This is a genomic window from Chimaeribacter coloradensis (assembly GCF_002858715.1).
Lineage (GTDB): Bacteria > Pseudomonadota > Gammaproteobacteria > Enterobacterales > Enterobacteriaceae > Chimaeribacter > Chimaeribacter coloradensis.
This window is the reverse complement of record NZ_PJZH01000001.1, coordinates 412,875-432,921: the sequence shown is the minus strand read 5'-3', so window position 1 is coordinate 432,921 and position 20,047 is coordinate 412,875. Positions and strand designations below refer to the sequence as shown.

Genomic DNA, 20,047 nt, shown 5'->3' with positions numbered 1-20,047 from the left:
GGTTTACACCAGAGCAGGTAAAAAAAGCGGAATAATAACGGGATTGATAATAACGTGACGGTGGCATCACCTTTATTTCTGTGATGCCACCGGGTCAGGGGTTATGCCGGTTGTTCAGCCAGCGCCAGCCAGGTCTGTACCACCGTATCCGGGTTAAGGGAGAGGCTGTCGATCCCCTGCTCCATCAGCCAGGCGGCGAAATCCTCATGGTCAGACGGCCCCTGGCCGCAGATGCCCACATATTTGCCCTGACGCTTGGCCGCCTGAATCGCCATCGCCAGCAGCGCTTTCACCGCCTCGTTACGCTCATCAAACAGCTCGGAGACCACCCCGGAGTCGCGGTCCAGCCCCAGCGTCAGCTGTGTCATGTCATTGGAGCCGATGGAGAAGCCGTCAAAGTACTCAAGGAACTGATCGGCCAGCAGCGCATTGGAGGGGATCTCACACATCATGATCACCTTAAGGCCGTTTTCGCCGCGTTTCAGCCCTTGCGCCGCCAGCTCCGCCACCACCGCCTCTGCCTGCGCCACGGTACGCACGAACGGCACCATGACCTCGACGTTAGTCAGCCCCATGTCGTTGCGTACCCGCTTCATCGCCTCACACTCCAGCGCAAAACAGGCTTTGAAGCTGTCGGAGACATAGCGCCCGGCACCGCGGAAGCCCAGCATCGGGTTCTCCTCGTGCGGCTCATACTTCTCGCCGCCGACCAGGTTGGCGTACTCGTTGGACTTAAAGTCAGAGAGGCGCACAATCACGCGTTTCGGCCAGAAAGCCGCGCCCAGGGTCGCGATCCCTTCGGTCAGCCGCGCCACGTAGAACTCAACCGGGTCATCATAGCCCTGCATCAGCGTGTTGATCTCCGCCTGCAGCGCCGGCTCCTGCTGGTCGAACTCCAGCAGGGCGCGCGGGTGGACGCCGATCATGCGGTTGATGATGAACTCCAGCCGCGCCAGCCCGACCCCCTCATTCGGCAGGCAGGCGAAATCGAAAGCGCGGTCCGGGTTACCGACATTCATCATGATTTTCAGCGGCAGCGACGGCAGCTCATCCACCTCTGAACTGTGGACGCTGAAATCCAGCACTTCGCCATAGACGTAGCCGGTATCCCCTTCCGAACAGGAGACGGTGACCTGCTGGTTTTCCTGCAAACGCTCGGTGGCATCGCCACAGCCGACCACGGCCGGGATGCCCAGCTCACGGGCGATGATCGCCGCATGGCAGGTACGGCCGCCGCGGTTGGTGACGATCGCCGAGGCTTTTTTCATGATCGGTTCCCAGTCCGGGTCGGTCATGTCGGTGACCAGCACATCACCGGGCTGGATGCGGTTCATCTCACTGATGTCATGGATCACTTTCACCGGGCCGGCCCCGATGCGGTGGCCGATGGCGCGCCCCTCCACCAGCACCTTGCCGCTGGCGTTGAGCTGGTAGCGCTCCATTACCTGGCCGTTGGAGCGCACGGTTTCCGGGCGCGCCTGCACGATGAACAGCTTGCCGGTGTGGCCGTCTTTCGCCCACTCAATGTCCATCGGCCGTTTGTAGTGCTGCTCGATCAGCACCGCCTGCTGCGCCAGCGCCTGCACTTCCTCATTGCTCAGGCAGAAACGCCCGCGCTGCGCCTCCGGCACATCCTCAATCTGCACCTGTTTGCCGTGCTCCTGGCTGTCGGCGTAGACCATGCGGATTTTTTTCGAGCCGAGCGTGCGGCGCACAATCGCCGGGCGGCCGTTGGCCAGCGTCGGTTTATGCACGTAAAACTCATCCGGGTTGACCGCGCCCTGCACCACCATCTCCCCCAGGCCATACGCGGCGGTGATGAATACCACCTGGTCAAAGCCGGATTCGGTATCAATGGTGAACATCACGCCGGAGGCCGCCAGATCGGAGCGCACCATCCGCTGCACGCCGGCGGAGAGCGCCACGCCGCGGTGGTCGTAACCCTGGTGCACCCGGTAGGAGATGGCGCGGTCATTGAACAGTGAGGCAAACACATGCTTCACCGCCACCAGCACCGCATCAAACCCCTGTACGTTGAGGAATGTCTCCTGCTGCCCGGCGAAGGAGGCGTCCGGCATATCTTCGGCGGTGGCCGAGGAGCGCACGGCAAACGATGCCTCGGCATCATCGGCGGAGAGCGTCTCATAGGCTTCGCGGATCGCCTGCTCAAGGGAGGGCTGGAAAGGTGTTTCGATAATCCACTGGCGGATCTGGTTACCCGCTTGCGCCAGTTGGGTGACATCATCAATATCGGTCTGGTCCAGCAGTTCATAGATACGCTGGTTGACGCCGCTCTGGTCCAGGAATTCATTAAACGCCTGGGCCGTGGTGGCAAAGCCATTGGGCACAGAGACGCCCAGTTCAGAAAGGTTTGTGATCATTTCACCCAGGGAGGCGTTCTTGCCGCCCACTTTATCAACGTCATGCATACCGAGCTGGTTGTACCAGAGGATATTACACACGTCAGACTTTTCATTGGACATCGAAGCAATCCTTTTGACATTCAGTAAGATACAAACGGAAGCATTTCTGGCTGATTATTCAGCAGTCTCAGCCTAGCACAATGATCCATATGGATTGGATTGGTGAATCGATACAACTGTCCCAATCTCCGCGCTTTAGGATTAATCCCGGCTGTTTCCGCCGTGGTGAAAACGTGACAATCGGTGCAGGGGGCGGCGCGCGCCCCGGATTAACAAGGAGTCCTGCATGGAAAGGTGTGTGTTCTATATCTCAGACGGAACGGCCATTACGGCAGAAGTGCTCGGCCACGCGGTGCTGTCACAATTCCCGGTGAAGGCGACCATTTTTTCCCTGCCGTTTGTGGAGAACGAGGGGCGCGCCCGGGCGGTCTGCCAGCAGATCAATGAGATCCACCAGAAAACCGGCGTCCGCCCGCTGGTGTTCTATTCGATTATCTCCCCGGCGGTGCGTGACATCATCAACAGCAGTGCCGGGTTCTGCCAGGACATCGTGCAGGCGCTGGTGGCCCCGCTGCAACAGGAGCTGGGCGTCGACCCGACCCCGGTGGCCAACCGCACCCACGGCCTGACCGAGAGCAACCTCGGCAAATATGACGCGCGTATCGCCGCCATCGACTACACCCTGGCGCACGACGACGGCATCTCCCTGCGTAACCTCGATCAGGCGCAGGTGATCCTGCTCGGCGTCTCCCGCTGCGGCAAAACGCCCACCAGCCTCTACCTGGCGATGCAGTTCGGCGTGCGCGCCGCCAACTACCCCTTCACCGCCGACGACATGGACAATATCCAGCTGCCGGCCGCGCTGCGCCCCTACCAGAACAAGCTGTTCGGGCTGACCATCAACCCGGAGCGGCTGGCGGCGATCCGCGAGGAGCGACGGGAGAACAGCCGCTACGCCTCGCTGCGCCAGTGCCGGATGGAGGTGGCGGAGGTAGAGGCGTTGTTCCGTAAACACCAGATCCGCTACCTCAACAGCACCAACTATTCGGTGGAGGAGATCTCCACCAAAATCCTCGACAGCTTCGGCATGAGCCGCCGGCTGTTCTGACCTTCTGCGCCGGCAGGTTGCCGCTGCCGGTGCGTTCTTTTGCTGCATTACTTGTCTCTGCATCAATCGCGGCCGCATAACGCCGCACAGATGGTTGAAATCATCGTAATTTGCTTTATTGTGATCGCCATCACTTCCCGGCATTCCTGCCGCAGCGAAGACCCAATTTGAGACCGTTATGAACAAAACCGATGAATTGCGGACCACGCGCATCGACAGCCTGATCACCCCGCACACCCTGGCAGAACGCCTGCCGGTCTCTGCGGCGGTGGCCCAGGGTGTGACCACAGCGCGTCAACGTATTGAAAAGATTATTACCGGCGCGGATAAGCGCCTGCTGGTGGTGATTGGCCCCTGCTCGATCCACGATGTGGAAGCGGCCATTGACTACGCGCAACAGCTCAACGCCCTGCGGGTGCACTATCAGGACCGGCTGGAAATCGTGATGCGCACCTATTTTGAGAAGCCACGCACGGTGGTGGGCTGGAAAGGGCTGATCTCCGACCCGCACCTCGACGGCAGCTTCCAGGTTAACCAGGGCATTGAGCTGGCGCGCCGCCTGCTGCTGGCCGTCAATGAGCTGGGCCTGCCGACCGCCACCGAGTTCCTGGATATGGTGATCGGGCAGTATATTGCGGACCTGATCAGCTGGGGCGCGATCGGCGCCCGCACCACCGAGAGCCAGATCCACCGTGAGATGGCCTCCGCGCTCTCCTGCCCGGTGGGCTTTAAAAACGGCACCGACGGCAACACCCGCATCGCCATTGATGCGATCCGCGCCGCACGCGCCGCCCATATGTTCCTCTCACCGGACAAACATGGCCAGATGACGGTCTACCAGACCAGCGGTAATCCTTACGGCCATGTGATCATGCGCGGCGGCAAAAGCCCGAACTACCAGGCGGAATACCTGCAACAGGCGTGTGACAACCTGCGTGAATTTGGCCTGCCGGAGCGGCTGGTGGTGGACTTCAGCCACGGCAACTGCCAGAAAGTGCACCGCCGCCAGCTCGACGTGGCCCAGGACATCTGCAACCAGATCCGCAACGGCAGCACACAGATCGCCGGGATCATGGCGGAAAGCTTCCTGGTGGAGGGCACCCAGCAGGTGATCGCCGGGGAGCCGCTGACCTACGGCCAGTCGATCACTGACCCTTGCCTCAGCTGGAATGACAGCAAAACGCTGCTGGCGATGCTGGCCGACGCCGTCGACAGCCGCTTCTGAGCGGTGCCCGCGCCGGCAAAAGAAAAAGCCTTGCATCTGCAAGGCTTTTTTTATGGCCGGATTAACTGGAGCAGGAGATCTCCAGACGTTTGCCCCAGTCCGGCGGCAGGGCCGCGAACTCATCAAAGGCCGGATCGTCGCTGTACGGGTCACGCAGCGCCTGATGCAGCCGCGTCAGCATACTGATGTCATCTTTTTCTGCGCCGTCAATCGCCTGCTGCGCCAGGTAATTGCGCAGGATAATGCGCGGGTTGACCGCTTTCATCGCCTGCTGGCGCTCGCCGTCGCTGACACCCTCTTCCCGCAGCCGTTCACGGTAGCCCTGATACCAGCGGTCAAACGCCTCACGGTCGATAAACTCATCGCGCAGCGGTGAACGTTCCTGATCCTGCTGCACGTCGCTCAGCAGGCGGAACGTCCGGGTGTAGTCACGCCCCTCTTTGGCCATCAGGCCCAGCAGGCCGGTCAGCACATCGTTGTCTTTGGCGCTCTGGGTAAACAGCCCCAGCTTGGCGCGCATCTTTTCGCCGAACGCCGCCATCAGCGCCGGTTCATAGGCTTTCAGCGCCTCCTGCAACACCTCGGTAGGCATCAGCTCCGAGAGCGCCTGTGCCAGCCGGTGCAGGTTCCAGAAGGCCACCGCCGGCTGGTTGTCAAAGGCGTAGCGCCCCTGATAGTCCGAGTGGTTGCAGATGTAGCCGGGCTGGTAATCGTCCAGGAAACCAAACGGGCCGAAGTCGATGGTCAGGCCGAGGATCGACATATTGTCGGTGTTCATCACCCCGTGGGCGAAACCGACCGTCTGCCAGTGGGCCATCAGCCGCGCGGTGCGCTCTACCACATCGGTGAACCAGCGCGCGTAGCGATCCGGGGCCTGGGCCAGGTGCGGCCAATGTTTGGCAATCACATACTCTGCCAGCTGCTGTACCTGCTCCGGCTGCTGGCGGTAGTAGAAGTGCTCAAAATGGCCGAAGCGCACATGGCTTTCCGCCACGCGCAGCAGCATGGCACCGCGCTCCTGCCGTTCGCGGTAGACCGGCTCATCGCTGGTGACGATGGTCAGCGCGCGGGTGGTCGGGATACCGAGATGGTGCAGCGCCTCTGATGCGAGGAACTCACGCACCACTGAGCGCACCACGGCGCGGCCATCGCCCATGCGTGAGTACGGGGTCAGCCCCGCTCCTTTCAGGTGCCAGTCCATATGGCGGCCGTCGCCGAGCCGTTGCTCGCCCAGCAGGATGCCGCGCCCGTCGCCGAGCTGCCCGGCCCAGACGCCGAACTGGTGGCCGCTGTAGACCTGCGCCAGCGGCTGCATGCCCGGCAACAGCCGCTCCCCGGCCCAGACCGGTGTGTTTTCTGTACTGAACCAGGCATCCTCCAGCCCCAGATCCCGCGCCAGCGGTTCACTGTGGTAGAGCAGGCGGGCGTTTTTCAGTGGGGTGGGTGTCAGGGCGGTATAGAAGCCCGGTAGTTGGGTAAAGTAGGTATTATCAAATTGTGGCATTAATGTATCCCCCTGCTGACAGTGTAGAACGCCGGGCGGGGAATGCCTACCGGGCAATGCCCGGCGGCACGCAGCCTGCCGGCGATTTCAGCGGAATTCGGGGGGAACGTCGAGCAGCGTGTCGAGCTGGCTGTCATCCCGGCTGGGCCAGAGCTGGCCCTGAACGCCGGCCAGCGGCAACTCAGAAAAGGCGTTGAAGTACGCGGGTGTATCCACCCCTTCAATAATGATGCCGTGGCAGAAACGGTTCACGTTGCGGATCAGGGAGGGCATCACGATGGTGAAATGCTCACCGTCCACCAGTTGCCAGAAGAAGGTTTTATCCACTTTCACATAGTCAAACAGCCCGTCGAACAGCGGCGTCAGGGTGGCATTGCCGGAGCCGAAGCTGTCCAGCCAGAGGGTGAAGTCGCGGCGCAGCGCCGAAAGCACCGGGTTACGCTTGCCGCTGGAGAGCGCCGGGTAGGACTCGGCAATCTCCAGGTGGATAAACGGCAAGGCTTTCAGGTGGCGGCGCAGCAGCGGCTCCTGCACGATGGCGCGGGCGCACGCCTCACCCACATTCAGGTTCAGCGGCACCCCGGCCCGGCGGAACCATGCCGCGTGCTGCTCGGCCCAGGCCAGCTGCTCCATCAGCAACGCCACAATCTGCGGCCGCTCCAGGGATTTCAGCACCAGTTCAGTAGGGGCGCTGAGTTTATGGTCTTCGCTATTAAAACGGACGAGCAGTTCAATGGCCAGCAGTGCCCCTTGCAGCGTATAAACAGGCTGGTAAAAAAAGCTGCTGATGAACGTCGTATCACGTTGTATTTTCATCTCAGTTCCGAGCAGGCGTGAGGAGATCGCCGGGGTGAGCGCCGCCGGCCCCCGGCCGGGCCATGCCGCCCTGCCTCCGGCACGGCACGCACTATGTGTAGATATGAAGCATTATCTTGTTTTCCAAGAAAAATTTAAAGACAGGGCCGGTTTTTTAAGAATTTATCTTGCCGCTCTCCTGATACCACGCATCCTCATTAGTTAAGCATTAACTGGTTAAAAAGTAACCATACAGCGCACATTCTGCTACCTGCGGCACGCAGGCGATTATTTGAGTACCTGCGCCAGCCAGGCGGCCAGCGCCTGGAGTTCGGCCTGCTGCTGCGGGTAGTCCACGGCCAGCGCCAGGCAGCGGGCAGCCACCGCCTCACTCTGGTAGGCGCAGCCCACCAGCCGCCCGGCCAGCGCCTGAAAAGGCTCCGGCTGGAGGCTGTCAGTGAAGAGTTGCGCCCGGCTGATGTGCCCATGCTCAATGTCCAGGTAGAGATCGATGCCGCCCCAGCTAAAGCGTTCATCCAGCAGGTGGCTGAAGGCGGGAGCCTTGCCGAAATTCCATGCCCAGCTGCTCTGCCGGGCAAACTGCTCAGGGAAGCCCGGCAGATCCGGGAAGACGTCCGGCGAGATCACCTCGGCCTCCACCTCTTCGCCATACCACGCAAAGAAGGCGTCGGTCACCGCACGGCATACCTGTTCATGGGTCAGGCCGGGGTGCAGCTCACTCAGGTTGGCCACCCGCCCGCGCACCGAGGTGATGCCCTTGGCCTGGAGCTTTTTGATGTCGGGGTTCAGGTAGTTGGCCAGGCGGCTGAGGTCAGCATCCAGTAGCAGGGTGCCGTGGTGGAAACCGCGGTCGGCCGTCTCCCGGTAAGCGGAGCCGGAAATTTTCCGCTCGCCCTGCGGGGTGCTGACCACCAGATCGTTGCGCCCCGATGCCGATGCCGGGATGCCCAGCGACTGCAAGGCGTTGAGGATGATCTGCGTGGAGACGGTTTTGTCATACTCTGGTTTACCGGCCATAAAGGTAAAGCAGGTATTGCCCAGATCGTGGAACACCGCCCCGCCGCCGCTGCTGCGGCGTGCCAGCTTGATGCCGTCCTGCTCCATGCGCCGGGTGTTGCACTCTTTCCACGGGTTCTGCGCCTGCCCGATCACCACGGTTTCCGCGTTGCGCCACAGGAACAGCACCCGCTGGGTGGTCATCTGCCGGAAGATGCACTCCTCCACCGCCAGGTTAAACCACGGGTCATAGGAGTCAGAAATAAGTAAACGTAAACCGGGTGCCATAGGCCCTCCTTGGGCGGGAGAAAGGAGCTAAATACGCCGCGCCTGCCAATAAACGCGCTTCCAGTAGACATTGTCGAGGGATGACCGGGTCACCCCCTGGCTGGTGGAGGCGTGGATAAAGGTGTCGTCGGTGTCATAGATGCCGACGTGCAGGCCATTTTCACCGCTGCCGGTTTTGAAGAAGATCAGATCGCCGGGCAGCAGCTCATCCCGCGACACTTTGGTGCCGATGCGGGTCTGCGCTTTGGTGGTTCGCGGCAGTTGCAGATCGAACCGATCCTGGAAGGTCAGGTAGACGAAGCCGGAGCAGTCCACCCCGCCGTGGCTGAGGCCGCCGTAGCGGTAAGGGGTGCCGTGCCACTGCTGCAATTGGTCGTTAAGCTGCGCTACCACGGTGATCGAGTCCGCCAGCCGTCCGCTGGGCGGCGGCGCATGGCTGCTGCACCCTACTAAAACGCCACTGATGAAAATAATGCAGATGAGTAACGGCCAACGTCGCATGGCAGCGCATCCTTGATGGAGAAGCGGAACAACCCTTATTTCCCGGGGGGAAATCTCCTTGCACCCGCAGTGAAGGTCGCGGGGCGCGATGCTCAATGTAGCCTGATTTTTTCCGCTGTTCCAACGGAAACGTGATGTTTTTGCAAGGAAATAGGCGTTTTATGCCGTGCTGCCACATAATTTGGCTTAATGTTCGGCATCAGGCGGTGCGGGTAATGAGCCACTGGCGGTCGGCCGCCTCATGCCGCTGGAATGCCACCCCGTAGACCGGCTCCAGCATGGCCGGCTGCATCACCTCTGCCGGGGCACCCGCGGCCACCAGCCGCCCCTGGTGCAGCAGCCAGACGTCGTCGGCCTGATGCAGGGTATGGTTGAGGTCGTGGGCGCTGAGGATGACGCACAGCCCATGATGGCACAGCTCAGCAATCAGCTGATCCAGCGCCGCCTTCTGGGCCACGTCCAGGCTGTTGGCCGGTTCATCCAGCAGCAGCAGCCGGGCGTGGGGATTGATCGCCGGCCAGATTTGCAACAGCACCGCCATCAGCCGTACCCGCTGCCATTCGCCGCCGGAGAGCGCGGTGGTGGGCCGCGCCAGTTTGTCCGCCATGCGCAGTTGCCCGGCCAGCCGGGCAATGACAACTTCAACCGCCTGCGCTGCCGCACCCAACGGCTGATGCAGGGCGAGGTACTGGAACACCGGCATCATGGAGACCGGCGGCTGCTGCTGGCTGAGGTAAGCACGGCACCCGGCCTGCTGCGGCCCCTGCTGCCTGAGCAGCGGCTCGCCTGCCAGCCGCGCCTCCCCCTGGCTGCCCGCGACCCCGGCCAGCGCTGCCAGCAGCGAGCTTTTGCCGGCCCCGTTCGGGCCGATCAGGTGTACCTGCCGCCCGGCGGCCGCCTCCGCGCTGAACGGGGCCAGACGCCCCGCCACCGCAAATTGCCGGAGTTGCAACATCCCTATTTGGCCAGCGCGATCTTGATCGCTTCCATGATGATCGGGTCTTGCGGGTCCATGTCCGGCGCGAAACGCTGGATCACGGTGCCGTCCCGCGCGACCAGGAATTTCTCAAAGTTCCACAGAATATCCTGGGAGAACTTCGGCTCGCGCCCTTTGCTGGCCAGGCGGTTGTAAAACTCGCTGCCTTCCGCCTGTACCGCCGTCGGACAGGCTTCGACCAGCGTCTGGTAAAGGGCGTGGCGGTTGTCGCCATTGACCTCAATTTTGCTGAACATCGGGAAAGTGACCCCGTAGGTGCTGCGGCAAAATGCCTGAATCTCCTCTTCGGTGCCCGGTTCCTGGCCGGCAAACTCATTGCTCGGGAAGCCCAGCACCTCGAAGCCACGTGGGTGCCACGCCTCGTAAATCCCTTCCAGTTGCTCATACTGCTTGGTCAGGCCACATTTTGACGCGACATTCACAATCAGCAGCACAGAGCCTTTATACGCCTCCAGGGTGGTGGGTTTGCCGTCAATGGTTTGCAGCGGGGTGCTAAAATCGACTTTATTCATCACATCTCTCCTTCTGTTAGCGTGTTCCGGGCAGCACTCTGCCGCGGAGAAAAGGGAAACCAGTGGGACGGCGGCCTTACGCCTGCCGCTCTTTCAGCCGCACCAGTAACCAGATAAACACCGGCGCGCCGAGGGTGGCGGTGACCACGCCAATCGGCAGTTCGGCCTCCGGCAGCAGCGTGCGGGCCAGCACATCCGCCAGCAACAGGATGGCCGCCCCGGCCAGCGCACAGCCTGGCAGCAGGCGGCGCTGGTCAGTGAGGCCGCAGAGCCGCAAAATGTGGGGAATCACCAGCCCGACGAAGCCGATCACGCCCGCCAGCGCCACGCTCACCCCCACCAGCCAGCCCACGGCCAGCACCAGCAGGTTACGCCACAGGGCGACATCCAGCCCCAGTTGCCGTGCCGGCACCGCGCCAAGCGCCAGCAGGTTCAGCGCCTTGCCCTGCGCGCCGAGCCAGAGGGTCACCGGCAGCAGCCCCAGCATCAGCCAGCCCTGCTGCCAGTCTACGCCGCCGAAGCCGCCCATCATCCAGTACATCAGCTGGCGCAGATCGAGCTCGGTGCTGAAATAAACGGCCCAGGTCATCACGGCGCTGCAGACAATCCCCAGCGCCACGCCGACTAATAATAGCCGCGCATTGCTGAGTAAGCGCCGCCGGGCAACCATCAGTAACAAAAAGGTGACAATCAGCGCCCCGGCCACCGCGCTCAGGCTGATCAGCCAGCCGGGCACGCTCCCCTGCCCCAGCAGCAGCGCCATCACCAGCGCCACCCCGGCACCGTTCGCCACACCCAGCAGCCCCGGCTCGGCCAGCGGGTTCTCAAACAGCGACTGCATCACCGCGCCGGCCATCGCCAGCGCAGCCCCTGCCAGCAGCACGGCCAGGGTGCGCGGCAGCCGGATCTGCCAGACAAACAGCCGGCTGTCCGGTGCCCACCAGTGCGCAGGCCAGATCCAGGCCTCCCCGGCGCTGAGGCTCAGCACCATGACACCGGCCAGCATCAGCGCCAGCAGCAGCAGCCCCCGGCGATCGCGGCGGCGCTGCTGTTGCAGCAAGCGGGAAAAGGTCAGGTCAGCGGGAGCGCGGTGCATGGCAGTATCCGGGGCGGTAAGGCCGGTAAATCAAGGGGATCGGTTCCTCATCCTACCGGGAAGCGGGCCTTAGCTCCAGCGGGGAAACCGGAAGGCGAACAACGTATAAAAAATCAGGCCGCATTGCGCGGCCTGATTGTCAACAGGAGGGATTAATGGTGGGGGCCATTCCCCTGCGGTGGAACCGGCTGGCCATTGCCACCGTGGCGATCGTCGCCATGATTCCCATTGTTCCCATTGTTCCCATTACCATGATTGCCGGGATTCCCGCGGCCATGATCCCCATTACCGCCGCGGTCGTCGTGGCCGCGGTTATCATGGCCGCGCGGGCCGTTGTCATGCTGCGGGCCATGTTTGTTTTTGTGCTCATGCCACCACTGCGGCGGCCGCCAGTCGTAGCCGTCCCAGTAGTAACCGCGGTTATCCTGGTCACCCAGATGTAATGAAACGCCAGGAACATTAATATCAAGAGACACGCCTGCCTGCGCAATCGCCGGCAGTGCCAGAACGCCGCACAACACCACACTACGCAACAGGAAAGAAGAAGTTTTCATTTTATGCTCACCTTATTTAATTAGGCATGGCTTCTTATATCAACTCTTTATTTTTGCCGCTATCACCGCAAAGCGGATTTGCACATCACTTTCGGTGATCTTACGAAATCCTTACACTTAATCGCCCCCTCGCCCGTTTATTTTTATCGGCCGCGAATAAGTACCGCCCTTAACAACTCTTAACGATAAGCTTACGTGCTTTATTTATTGGCGCTTTTATACTGAGGAGGCTTTCAATTAGAGGGTTATAAAAATGATGCGTAAATTAATTGCACTGTTTGGTATTGCTCTGGTGGTGACCTCTCTTTCCGGTTGCCTGTTCCCGCCTCCGGGCGGCGGTGGCTGGGGCGGCGGCCACGGCGGGGGTGGCCACGGCGGCGGCCCGGGTATGCGTTTCGACCGCTAAGCCGTTCTTTTCGATAACGGGTTTATTTGACTTAGTACAGCATAACCACGTTATAGCCATAGATAAAAGGGAGCGATGCTCCCTTTTTTATTTTCTCTGCCTGCCTTTCTTTTCTTTTTTTCTCTGCCTTTATATACGCTTTACAGATATCAGAATAATCCTGAAGTTAATTTACCTTTCCTGAAATAAAAATAAAAAGCACGCACCGCTAAAATAAGCGGGAGAAAACGGCCGATATACACACGATAGGTTAATACCAAAAGAAAAGGCCGCACAAGGCGGCCTTTTTTTAACAGGGTGATTGCTTACTCTTTCGGCGTCGCATTTTCTACCCGGCTTTTTAACTTCTGCCCCGGACGGAAAGTGACCACACGACGCGCCGTAATCGGAATGTCCTCGCCCGTTTTCGGGTTACGGCCCGGACGTTGGTTTTTGTCGCGCAGATCAAAGTTGCCAAACCCCGACAACTTGACTTGTTCTCCATTTTCCAAAGCACGGCGTACTTCTTCGAAGAACAACTCCACCAGGTCTTTGGCATCCCGTTTGCTCAGCCCGAGCTTTTCAAACAGGTGTTCTGACATTTCAGCTTTAGTAAGCGCCATAGGTTCAATCCCTCAAGGATGCTTGGAATCGCTGTTTCAGAGCCTCTACACATTTTGCAACGGTAGCGGCGATCTCCTCTTCTTCCAGTGTACGAGCGGTATCCTGCAATACCAGACTGATAGCCAGGCTCTTAAAACCGTCTGCCACGCCCTTGCCACGGTACACATCAAACAAGTTTACGCCAACTACCTGATTTGCGCCAACTTTCTTACATTCGACCAAAATATCGTCTGCGGGAACGTTTTCTGCCACTACAATCGCGATGTCACGGCGGTTTGCCGGGAAGCGGGAAATCTCGCCCGCATCAGGCAGGACGCGGTCTGCGACCTTATTCCACAGCATTTCAAACACCACGGTGCGTCCGTTCAGATCCAGCTTGCGCTCCAGCTCCGGGTGCACGACCCCAATGAAACCAATACGTTCGCCCTGCAAATAAATCCCGGCGCTCTGGCCCGGGTGCAGAGCCGGGTTGGCCTCAGCGCGGAACTGAATCCCGGCGGATTTACCGGTAAGATCCAGAATTGCTTCGAGATCGCCCTTCATATCGTAGAAGTCAACCGGCTGGCGCGCCAGGTCCCAGTGCTCTTCGTAACGATGGCCGGCAATAACCCCTGCCAGCATGAGATCCTGCCGGATAGCGAGATCTGCCGCACTATCAGGCACAAAACGCAGGCCGCTTTCAAACAGGCGTACGCGTCCCTGCTGGCGGTTCTGGTTGTAGACCACGGCAGAGAGCAGGCCGGTCCACAGAGAGAGACGCATCGCGGACATCTCAACCGAAATCGGGCTCGGCAGAATCAGCGCCTCTTCACCCGGATGCAGCAACGCCTGCACTTTCGGGTCAACAAAGCTGTAGGTGATCGCTTCCTGGTAACCGCGGTCCACCAGCAGGGTTTTCACCCGCTTCAGTGACAGATCCGCTTCGCGATGGGTGGTCATCTCCAGGTTCGCTTTGACCGGGACATCCGGGATGTTGTTGTAGCCATAGATGCGGGCCACCTCTTCCACCAGATCCTCTTCGATCTGCATATCAAAGCGCCAGCTTGGGGCTACGGCCTGCCAGCCACCGTCAATGACGGTTACGGTGCAGCCGAGGCGGGTCAGAATGTCACTGACTTGCTGGTCGTCGACATGAATGCCGATCAGGCGGTCGAGTTTTTCACGGCGCAAGCTGATGGTGGCCGGGCGCGGCAAAGTGGCCTCGTGGGTGACATCAATCACCGGGCCGGCCTCACCGCCGCAGATCGCCAGCAGCAGCGCGGTGGCTCGCTCCAGGGCCTGAGGTTGCAGTGCCGGGTCTACCCCGCGCTCATAGCGGTGTGAGGCGTCAGTGTGCAGGCCGTAGCGGCGTGCGCGGCCGGTGATCGCCAGCGGATCGAAGAAGGCACACTCCAGCAGGACGTTTTGCGTCTCGCCATTGACGCCGGAATGCTCGCCGCCAAAAATGCCGCCCATCGCCAGCGCTTTCTGGTGATCGGCAATTACCAGGGTGTCATCACGCAGTTTGACGTTGGTACCGTCCAGCAGCGCCAGCGACTCATCCGGTTGCGCCATACGCACCACGATCCCGCCGTCAATGCGGTCGAGATCGAAAGCGTGCATTGGCTGGCCCAGCTCGAGCAGCACATAGTTGGTGACGTCAACCACCGGGTCAATGGAGCGGATGCCGCAACGGCGCAGCTTCTCACGCATCCACAGCGGGGTGGCGGCTTTCACATTGATGCCTTTGACCACGCGGCCAAGGTAACGCGGGCAGGCTTCTGTGGCCTCAACCTTGATTGGCAGGGTATCCGCAATGGTCGCAGCGACCGGTGCGATCGCCGGCGCATTGAGTACCATCTGGTTATTTACCGCCACGTCACGTGCCACACCAATCAGGCTCAGGCAGTCTGCCCGGTTCGGCGTCACGCTGATTTCAATGGTGTTGTCATCCAGCTTCAGGAATTCGCGGATGTCAGTGCCGATCGGCGCATCTTCCGGCAACTCAATGATGCCGCTGTGATCATCGGAAATACCCAGCTCGGAGAAGGAGCAGAGCATCCCTTCAGACGGCTCGCCACGCAGTTTCGCGGCTTTGATTTTGAAATCGCCCGGCAGCACAGCGCCCACGGTGGCGACGGCCACTTTCAGGCCCTGGCGGCAGTTTGGCGCACCGCAGACGATGTCCAGCAGGCGATCGCCGCCGACATTCACTTTGGTGACGCGCAGTTTGTCCGCGTTCGGGTGCTGGCCGCACTCCACCACATGCCCGACCACGACGCCGTGAAACGCCCCGGCCACCGGCTCAATGCCGTCCACTTCCAGGCCCGCCATGGTGATTTGGTCGGCCAGTTCATTGCTGCTGATGGCTGGGTTTACCCACTCACGCAACCAGAGTTCACTGAATTTCATGTGATATTCCCGCCTTACTTAAACTGTTTGAGGAAACGCAGATCGTTTTCGAAGAATGCACGCAGATCGGTCACGCCGTAACGCAACATGGTCAGGCGCTCCATACCCATGCCGAAGGCGAAGCCGGAGTAAACTTCCGGGTCAATACCGACGTTACGCAGCACATTCGGGTGCACCATGCCGCAGCCCAGCACTTCCAGCCATTTGCCGTTTTTGCCCATCACATCCACTTCCGCGGAAGGTTCGGTGAACGGGAAATAGGAAGGACGGAAGCGGATCTGCAGGTCGGCCTCGAAGAAGTTATTCAGGAAGTCGTGCAGTGTGCCTTTCAGGTTGGTGAAGCTGATGTCTTTATCAATGATCAGCCCTTCCATCTGATGGAACATCGGCGTGTGCGTCTGGTCGTAGTCGTTACGGTAAACGCGGCCCGGCGCGATGATGCGGATCGGCGGCTGCTGGGCCTTCATGGTGCGGATCTGTACGCCGGAAGTCTGGGTGCGCAGCAGGCGGGTGGCATCGAACCAGAAGGTGTCGTGGTCAGCACGGGCCGGGTGATGGCCGGGAATGTTCAGCGCATCGAAGTTATGGTAATCATCTTCGATCTCAGGGCCGGTCGCCACGGAGAAGCCCAGCTCGCCGAAGAACTGTTCAATACGGTCAATGGTGCGGGTGACCGGGTGCAGGCCACCATTTTCCATGCGGCGGCCCGGCAGGGAGACGTCGATGGTCTCTTCGGCCAGCCGTGCATTCAACGCGGCACTGTCCAGATCCTGTTTACGGGCATTCAGGGCGTCCTGCACCTGCTGCTTGGCGTCATTGATCACCGCACCGGCGGCCGGGCGCTCTTCCGGCGTCAGCTCACGCAGTGACTGCATCTGCAAGGTAAAATGACCTTTCTTGCCAAAATATTCGACGCGTACCAACTCCAACGCGGCAACATCCTGGGCATCTTCTACGGCTGCTTTCGCGTTGGCAACCAGCTCTGCGAGATGTGGCATTGCTTTCCTCTTCTTCAGGCCGGATGGCCTGATGTCTGTTTATTATCCGTGCCGGTCAATGGGGTGACGGCCTGTAACCTGCTGATTCTTTGCACAGCACCGCCTGAGCCGTGCGTAACGCCAAAAAAAAAGCCTCCGCGAGGGAGGCTTTGGCGCTATTTTCCGTTTCTTCTCTTACGCGCAGAAGCCTCCTGAAATCAGGCGCTAAAGTAAAAAAAGAAGCGGAAAACAACAGCATTCATGCGTGCATTACCTTAAAAATCAACTGACGGCTATTGTCAGGTCTTGCGGGGCAAAAAGTCAAACGTTCTCTTTGAATTACAACGTAAAAGAGGGAGCAAGCTCCCTCTTTTAACTGACTTACGCCAGTGCTGCTTTCGCTTTCTCAACCAGTGCGCTGAAGGCCACTTTGTCGAAGACGGCGATGTCAGCCAGAATCTTACGGTCGATTTCAATAGAGGCTTTTTTCAGGCCGTTAATGAATTTGCTGTAAGACATGTCGTTCTGACGGGCTGCGGCGTTGATACGCGCAATCCACAGTTGACGGAACTGACGTTTCTTTTGACGACGGTCACGGTAAGCGTATTGACCAGCTTTGATAACAGCCTGGAATGCAACACGGTATACGCGAGAACGGGCACCGTAGTAGCCTTTCGCCTGTTTTAAGATTTTTTTGTGACGTGCACGTGCAATCACACCACGTTTTACGCGAGCCATATGCTCTCCTGAGTATTATTCTTGATTAAAAAAAGTGTAATTATGCGTACGGCAGACATGCGACGACAAGGACCAGATCACTCTTGGATACCATGCCTTTAGGACGCAGATGACGTTTACGCTTAGTAGCTTTTTTGGTCAGAATATGACGCAGGTTAGCGTGCTTACGCTTGAAACCACCGTTGGCGGTCTTTTTAAAGCGTTTAGCGGCGCCACGTACGGTTTTGATCTTTGGCATTTTAATTTCCACTTCGCATTGTTAATTACAACGAACCAGAAGGCGAAAAAATCCCACGCTACGCGGACGCAGCGCGGGATTGATTACTTGGAAGCCTTACTGTTTCTTCTTAGGTGCGAGCACCATAATCATCTGACGGCCTTCGATCTTCGTAGGGAAGGATTCGACAACGGCCAGATCAGAATCTTCACACAGGTCTTTACGGACGCGGTTAAGCACTTCCATACCGATCTGTTGGTGCGCCATTTCACGCCCACGGAAACGCAGGGTGATTTTGGCTTTATCGCCATCTTCCAGAAAGCGAACCAGGTTGCGCAGTTTGACCTGATAGTCGCCATCATCGGTACCAGGCCGGAATTTGATTTCCTTGACCTGAATAACTTTTTGTTTTTTCTTCTGTTCTTTTGTGGACTTGCTCTTCTCGTAGAGGAATTTGCCGTAATCCATCACGCGGCATACCGGCGGTTCGGCATTGGGGCTGATTTCGACTAAATCAACGCCTGCTTCCTCAGCTTTCTCAAGAGCTTCATTCAGACTGACAATACCAATCTGCTCGCCATCGACGCCTGTAAGGCGCACTTCTTGGGCGCGAATTTCTCTGTTAATGCGATTCGGACGCGCCGGTTGAACTCTTTTTCCGCCTTTAATACTTTATTCCTCCAGTTGATGAAGACTTCTGCTGCGTATCTCGCTGAGCAGTTTGTCTACGACTTCGCTGACGTCCAGGCTCCCCAGGTCTTTACCACGGCGGGTGCGAACGGCCACTTTGCCTGTTTCCACCTCTTTATCACCGCAAACCAGCATGTAGGGAACACGACGCAGCGTGTGTTCACGAATTTTAAAGCCTATCTTCTCGTTTCTCAAGTCCGCTTTCACACGAATGCCGACTTCCTGCAATTTTTTGGTCACTTCATGGACGTACTCTGCCTGGCTGTCGGTGATGTTCATCACCACAACCTGCACCGGCGCAAGCCAGGTTGGGAAGAAGCCGGCGTACTCTTCGGTCAGAATACCGATGAAACGCTCCATTGACCCAAGGATAGCGCGGTGAATCATGACCGGGACCTGGCGGTCGTTATTCTCGCCGACATAAGAGGCGCTTAAACGGCCCGGCAGAGAAAAGTCGAGCTGCACGGTACCACACTGCCACGCGCGATCCAAACAATCATGCAGGGTAAATTCAATTTTCGGGCCGTAGAAGGCGCCCTCACCCGGCTGATATTCAAACGGGATCCCGTTTTCAGTCAGGGCAGCGGCGAGGTCCTCTTCAGCGCGGGTCCACATCTCATCAGAACCGATGCGTTTTTCCGGGCGGGTGGACAATTTTACCACAATTTTTTCAAAACCAAAGGTGCTGTACATGTCGTACACCATCTTGATGCAGGCGTTCACCTCGTCACGCACCTGATCTTCTGTACAGAAGATATGCGCGTCATCCTGGGTGAAGCCGCGTACGCGCATCAGGCCGTGCAGCGCACCGGACGGCTCGTTGCGGTGGCAGCTGCCGAACTCCGCCATACGCAGCGGCAGGTCGCGGTAAGATTTCAGCCCCTGGTTGAAGATCTGCACGTGGCCCGGGCAGTTCATCGGCTTGATGCAATATTCACGGTTTTCGGACGAGGTGGTAAACATCGCCTCTTTGTAGTTGTCCCAGTGGCCGGTTTTTTCCCACAGCACACGGTCCATCATGAACGGGCCTTTGACTTCCTGGTACTGGTAGGCCTTGAGTTTCATGCGCACAAAGGCTTCCAGCTCACGGAAGATTGTCCAGCCGTCATTGTGCCAGAACACCATCCCCGGTGCCTCTTCCTGCATGTGGTAGAGGTCGAGCTGCTTGCCGATGCGGCGGTGGTCGCGCTTGGCCGCCTCTTCCAGGCGCTGCAGGTAGGCATTCAGCTGTTTCTTGTCTGCCCAGGCGGTGCCGTAGATACGTTGCAGCATCTTGTTGTTGCTGTCGCCACGCCAGTACGCGCCGGAGGTCTTCTGCAGCTTGAAGTGGTGGCAGAAGCGCATGTTCGGCACGTGCGGGCCGCGGCACATGTCCACGTACTCTTCGTGATGGTAAAGGCCCGGGCGGTCATCATGGCTGATGTTCTCATCCAGGATCGCCATTTTATAGGTCTCACCACGGGCGGCGAAGGTGTCACGCGCCTCCTGCCAGCTCACTTTCTTCTTGATGACGTCGTAATCTTTGTCCGCCAGCTCATGCATACGCTTTTCGAGCAGATCCAGATCTTCCTGCGTCAGCGTGCGGTCGATGTCGACATCGTAATAGAAGCCGTTATCGATCACCGGGCCGATCGCCATTTTGGTGTCCGGCCAGAGCTGTTTGATGGCATGGCCCAGCAGGTGCGCGCAGGAGTGGCGCAGGATCTCCAGGCCTTCCGGATCTTTGGCGGTGATAATGGCGAGCTGGGCGTCAGTGTCGATCAGGTCGACGGCGTCTACCAGCTCCCCATTCACACGGCCGGCGATGCAGGCTTTTGCCAGGCCGGGGCCGATGTCCAGGGCGACATCCATCGGGGATACGGCGCGGTCATAATGACGCTGGCTTCCATCAGGAAGAGTAATAACAGGCATGATAATTCCTTATCTACAGTGGTGAACCACACGACAGTTCACATGCAGTAATAAATTTGAGTGTATTTTCAACGTAATGGATAAAAATCTAACC

20 protein-coding genes and 1 other annotated feature are annotated in these 20,047 nt (G+C 59.1%); of the genes, 3 read left to right on the top strand and 17 right to left on the bottom strand.

Features of this window, described 5'->3' with window-relative positions:
* Nucleotides 1-101: 101 nt before the first annotated feature.
* Nucleotides 102-2,483, bottom strand: a complete 2,382-nt coding sequence (gene ppsA, locus CYR32_RS01985) for a phosphoenolpyruvate synthase (protein ID WP_101822000.1) — start codon at nt 2,481-2,483, stop codon at nt 102-104.
* A 226-nt stretch (nt 2,484-2,709) separates the two neighbouring features.
* Between ppsA and ppsR the strand changes: the two genes are divergently transcribed.
* Both ppsR and CYR32_RS01975 read left to right on the top strand, forming a co-directional pair.
* A complete protein-coding gene (ppsR, locus tag CYR32_RS01980; protein ID WP_101821998.1) occupies nt 2,710-3,531 on the top strand; it encodes a posphoenolpyruvate synthetase regulatory kinase/phosphorylase PpsR in 822 nt (273 codons plus the stop codon).
* Between the two features lie 178 nt (nt 3,532-3,709).
* Nucleotides 3,710-4,756: a 3-deoxy-7-phosphoheptulonate synthase gene (locus tag CYR32_RS01975; RefSeq protein ID WP_101821996.1), complete on the top strand. Its 1,047-nt coding sequence runs from the start codon at nt 3,710-3,712 to the stop codon at nt 4,754-4,756.
* Between the two features lie 61 nt (nt 4,757-4,817).
* On the opposite strand, the gene CYR32_RS01970 is transcribed toward CYR32_RS01975, so the two are convergent.
* From CYR32_RS01970 to CYR32_RS01935, 8 genes are all read right to left on the bottom strand, one after another.
* Nucleotides 4,818-6,260, bottom strand: a complete 1,443-nt coding sequence (locus CYR32_RS01970) for a protein adenylyltransferase SelO (protein WP_101821994.1) — start codon at nt 6,258-6,260, stop codon at nt 4,818-4,820.
* A gap of 87 nt (nt 6,261-6,347) precedes the next feature.
* Complete coding sequence (locus tag CYR32_RS01965) at nt 6,348-7,076, bottom strand: EAL domain-containing protein (RefSeq protein ID WP_101821993.1); 729 nt, start codon at nt 7,074-7,076, stop codon at nt 6,348-6,350.
* Nucleotides 7,077-7,343: 267 nt separating this feature from the next.
* Entirely contained in the window at nt 7,344-8,360 is a 1,017-nt protein-coding gene (locus CYR32_RS01960; RefSeq protein ID WP_101821991.1) for a lipoate--protein ligase, read from the bottom strand.
* Nucleotides 8,361-8,387: 27 nt separating this feature from the next.
* Complete coding sequence (locus tag CYR32_RS01955; protein ID WP_101821989.1) at nt 8,388-8,861, bottom strand: C40 family peptidase; 474 nt, start codon at nt 8,859-8,861, stop codon at nt 8,388-8,390.
* A 199-nt stretch (nt 8,862-9,060) separates the two neighbouring features.
* Entirely contained in the window at nt 9,061-9,816 is a 756-nt protein-coding gene (btuD, locus tag CYR32_RS01950; protein WP_101821987.1) for a vitamin B12 ABC transporter ATP-binding protein BtuD, read from the bottom strand.
* Nucleotides 9,817-9,818: 2 nt separating this feature from the next.
* A complete protein-coding gene (locus tag CYR32_RS01945; protein WP_101821985.1) occupies nt 9,819-10,370 on the bottom strand; it encodes a glutathione peroxidase in 552 nt (183 codons plus the stop codon).
* Nucleotides 10,371-10,446: 76 nt separating this feature from the next.
* A complete protein-coding gene (gene btuC, locus CYR32_RS01940; RefSeq protein ID WP_101821984.1) occupies nt 10,447-11,466 on the bottom strand; it encodes a vitamin B12 ABC transporter permease BtuC in 1,020 nt (339 codons plus the stop codon).
* Between the two features lie 152 nt (nt 11,467-11,618).
* A complete protein-coding gene (locus CYR32_RS01935; protein ID WP_101821982.1) occupies nt 11,619-12,020 on the bottom strand; it encodes a DUF2502 domain-containing protein in 402 nt (133 codons plus the stop codon).
* Nucleotides 12,021-12,273: 253 nt separating this feature from the next.
* On the opposite strand from CYR32_RS01935, the gene CYR32_RS21620 reads away from it, so the two are divergent.
* The gene (locus CYR32_RS21620; protein ID WP_165698156.1) at nt 12,274-12,426 is read left to right on the top strand and encodes a hypothetical protein; all 153 of its coding nucleotides are present in this window, start codon (nt 12,274-12,276) and stop codon (nt 12,424-12,426) included.
* 305 nt (nt 12,427-12,731) lie between these two features.
* On the opposite strand, the gene ihfA is transcribed toward CYR32_RS21620, so the two are convergent.
* The 8 genes from ihfA to thrS all read right to left on the bottom strand — a co-directional run bounded on the left by ihfA (nt 12,732) and on the right by thrS (nt 19,953).
* The gene (ihfA, locus tag CYR32_RS01930) at nt 12,732-13,028 is read right to left on the bottom strand and encodes an integration host factor subunit alpha (RefSeq protein ID WP_004717732.1); all 297 of its coding nucleotides are present in this window, start codon (nt 13,026-13,028) and stop codon (nt 12,732-12,734) included.
* Nucleotides 13,029-13,032: 4 nt separating this feature from the next.
* Nucleotides 13,033-15,420 carry a phenylalanine--tRNA ligase subunit beta gene (pheT, locus tag CYR32_RS01925; protein WP_101821980.1) on the bottom strand — a complete coding sequence of 796 codons (2,388 nt, stop codon included), beginning with the start codon at nt 15,418-15,420 and terminating at the stop codon, nt 13,033-13,035.
* Nucleotides 15,421-15,434: 14 nt separating this feature from the next.
* A complete protein-coding gene (gene pheS / locus CYR32_RS01920) occupies nt 15,435-16,418 on the bottom strand; it encodes a phenylalanine--tRNA ligase subunit alpha (RefSeq protein ID WP_101821978.1) in 984 nt (327 codons plus the stop codon).
* A gap of 122 nt (nt 16,419-16,540) precedes the next feature.
* Nucleotides 16,541-16,665: a sequence feature (Phe leader region), on the bottom strand.
* Nucleotides 16,616-16,660 (bottom strand): pheST operon leader peptide PheM, encoded by a 45-nt coding sequence (pheM, locus tag CYR32_RS21615; protein ID WP_165698166.1) that lies wholly within the window; start codon nt 16,658-16,660, stop codon nt 16,616-16,618. Its footprint overlaps the feature before it by 45 nt.
* A gap of 113 nt (nt 16,666-16,778) precedes the next feature.
* Entirely contained in the window at nt 16,779-17,135 is a 357-nt protein-coding gene (rplT, locus tag CYR32_RS01915) for a 50S ribosomal protein L20 (RefSeq protein ID WP_013576134.1), read from the bottom strand.
* Nucleotides 17,136-17,175: 40 nt separating this feature from the next.
* On the bottom strand, nt 17,176-17,373 hold the full coding sequence (rpmI, locus tag CYR32_RS01910; protein WP_101821976.1) for a 50S ribosomal protein L35: 198 nt from the start codon (nt 17,371-17,373) through the stop codon (nt 17,176-17,178).
* A gap of 96 nt (nt 17,374-17,469) precedes the next feature.
* Entirely contained in the window at nt 17,470-18,021 is a 552-nt protein-coding gene (gene infC / locus CYR32_RS01905; protein WP_072930963.1) for a translation initiation factor IF-3, read from the bottom strand.
* 3 nt (nt 18,022-18,024) lie between these two features.
* Complete coding sequence (gene thrS / locus CYR32_RS01900; RefSeq protein ID WP_101821974.1) at nt 18,025-19,953, bottom strand: threonine--tRNA ligase; 1,929 nt, start codon at nt 19,951-19,953, stop codon at nt 18,025-18,027.
* Between the last annotated feature and the right edge of the window lie 94 nt (nt 19,954-20,047).

What these genes read in the sequence shown, in the direction of transcription:
- btuC (WP_101821984.1), bottom strand. Translation starts at nt 11,466, where the DNA reads ATGCACCGCGCTCCCGCTGACCTGACCTTTTCCCGCTTGCTGCAACAG.
- CYR32_RS01945 (WP_101821985.1), bottom strand. Translation starts at nt 10,370, where the DNA reads ATGAATAAAGTCGATTTTAGCACCCCGCTGCAAACCATTGACGGCAAA.
- CYR32_RS01975 (WP_101821996.1), top strand. Translation starts at nt 3,710, where the DNA reads ATGAACAAAACCGATGAATTGCGGACCACGCGCATCGACAGCCTGATC.
- ppsR (WP_101821998.1), top strand. Translation starts at nt 2,710, where the DNA reads ATGGAAAGGTGTGTGTTCTATATCTCAGACGGAACGGCCATTACGGCA.
- pheT (WP_101821980.1), bottom strand. Translation starts at nt 15,420, where the DNA reads ATGAAATTCAGTGAACTCTGGTTGCGTGAGTGGGTAAACCCAGCCATC.
- CYR32_RS01970 (WP_101821994.1), bottom strand. Translation starts at nt 6,260, where the DNA reads ATGCCACAATTTGATAATACCTACTTTACCCAACTACCGGGCTTCTAT.
- CYR32_RS01935 (WP_101821982.1), bottom strand. Translation starts at nt 12,020, where the DNA reads ATGAAAACTTCTTCTTTCCTGTTGCGTAGTGTGGTGTTGTGCGGCGTT.
- CYR32_RS01965 (WP_101821993.1), bottom strand. Translation starts at nt 7,076, where the DNA reads ATGAAAATACAACGTGATACGACGTTCATCAGCAGCTTTTTTTACCAG.
- rplT (WP_013576134.1), bottom strand. Translation starts at nt 17,135, where the DNA reads ATGGCTCGCGTAAAACGTGGTGTGATTGCACGTGCACGTCACAAAAAA.
- thrS (WP_101821974.1), bottom strand. Translation starts at nt 19,953, where the DNA reads ATGCCTGTTATTACTCTTCCTGATGGAAGCCAGCGTCATTATGACCGC.
- CYR32_RS21620 (WP_165698156.1), top strand. Translation starts at nt 12,274, where the DNA reads ATGATGCGTAAATTAATTGCACTGTTTGGTATTGCTCTGGTGGTGACC.
- btuD (WP_101821987.1), bottom strand. Translation starts at nt 9,816, where the DNA reads ATGTTGCAACTCCGGCAATTTGCGGTGGCGGGGCGTCTGGCCCCGTTC.
- CYR32_RS01955 (WP_101821989.1), bottom strand. Translation starts at nt 8,861, where the DNA reads ATGCGACGTTGGCCGTTACTCATCTGCATTATTTTCATCAGTGGCGTT.
- ppsA (WP_101822000.1), bottom strand. Translation starts at nt 2,483, where the DNA reads ATGTCCAATGAAAAGTCTGACGTGTGTAATATCCTCTGGTACAACCAG.
- ihfA (WP_004717732.1), bottom strand. Translation starts at nt 13,028, where the DNA reads ATGGCGCTTACTAAAGCTGAAATGTCAGAACACCTGTTTGAAAAGCTC.
- pheS (WP_101821978.1), bottom strand. Translation starts at nt 16,418, where the DNA reads ATGCCACATCTCGCAGAGCTGGTTGCCAACGCGAAAGCAGCCGTAGAA.
- rpmI (WP_101821976.1), bottom strand. Translation starts at nt 17,373, where the DNA reads ATGCCAAAGATCAAAACCGTACGTGGCGCCGCTAAACGCTTTAAAAAG.
- CYR32_RS01960 (WP_101821991.1), bottom strand. Translation starts at nt 8,360, where the DNA reads ATGGCACCCGGTTTACGTTTACTTATTTCTGACTCCTATGACCCGTGG.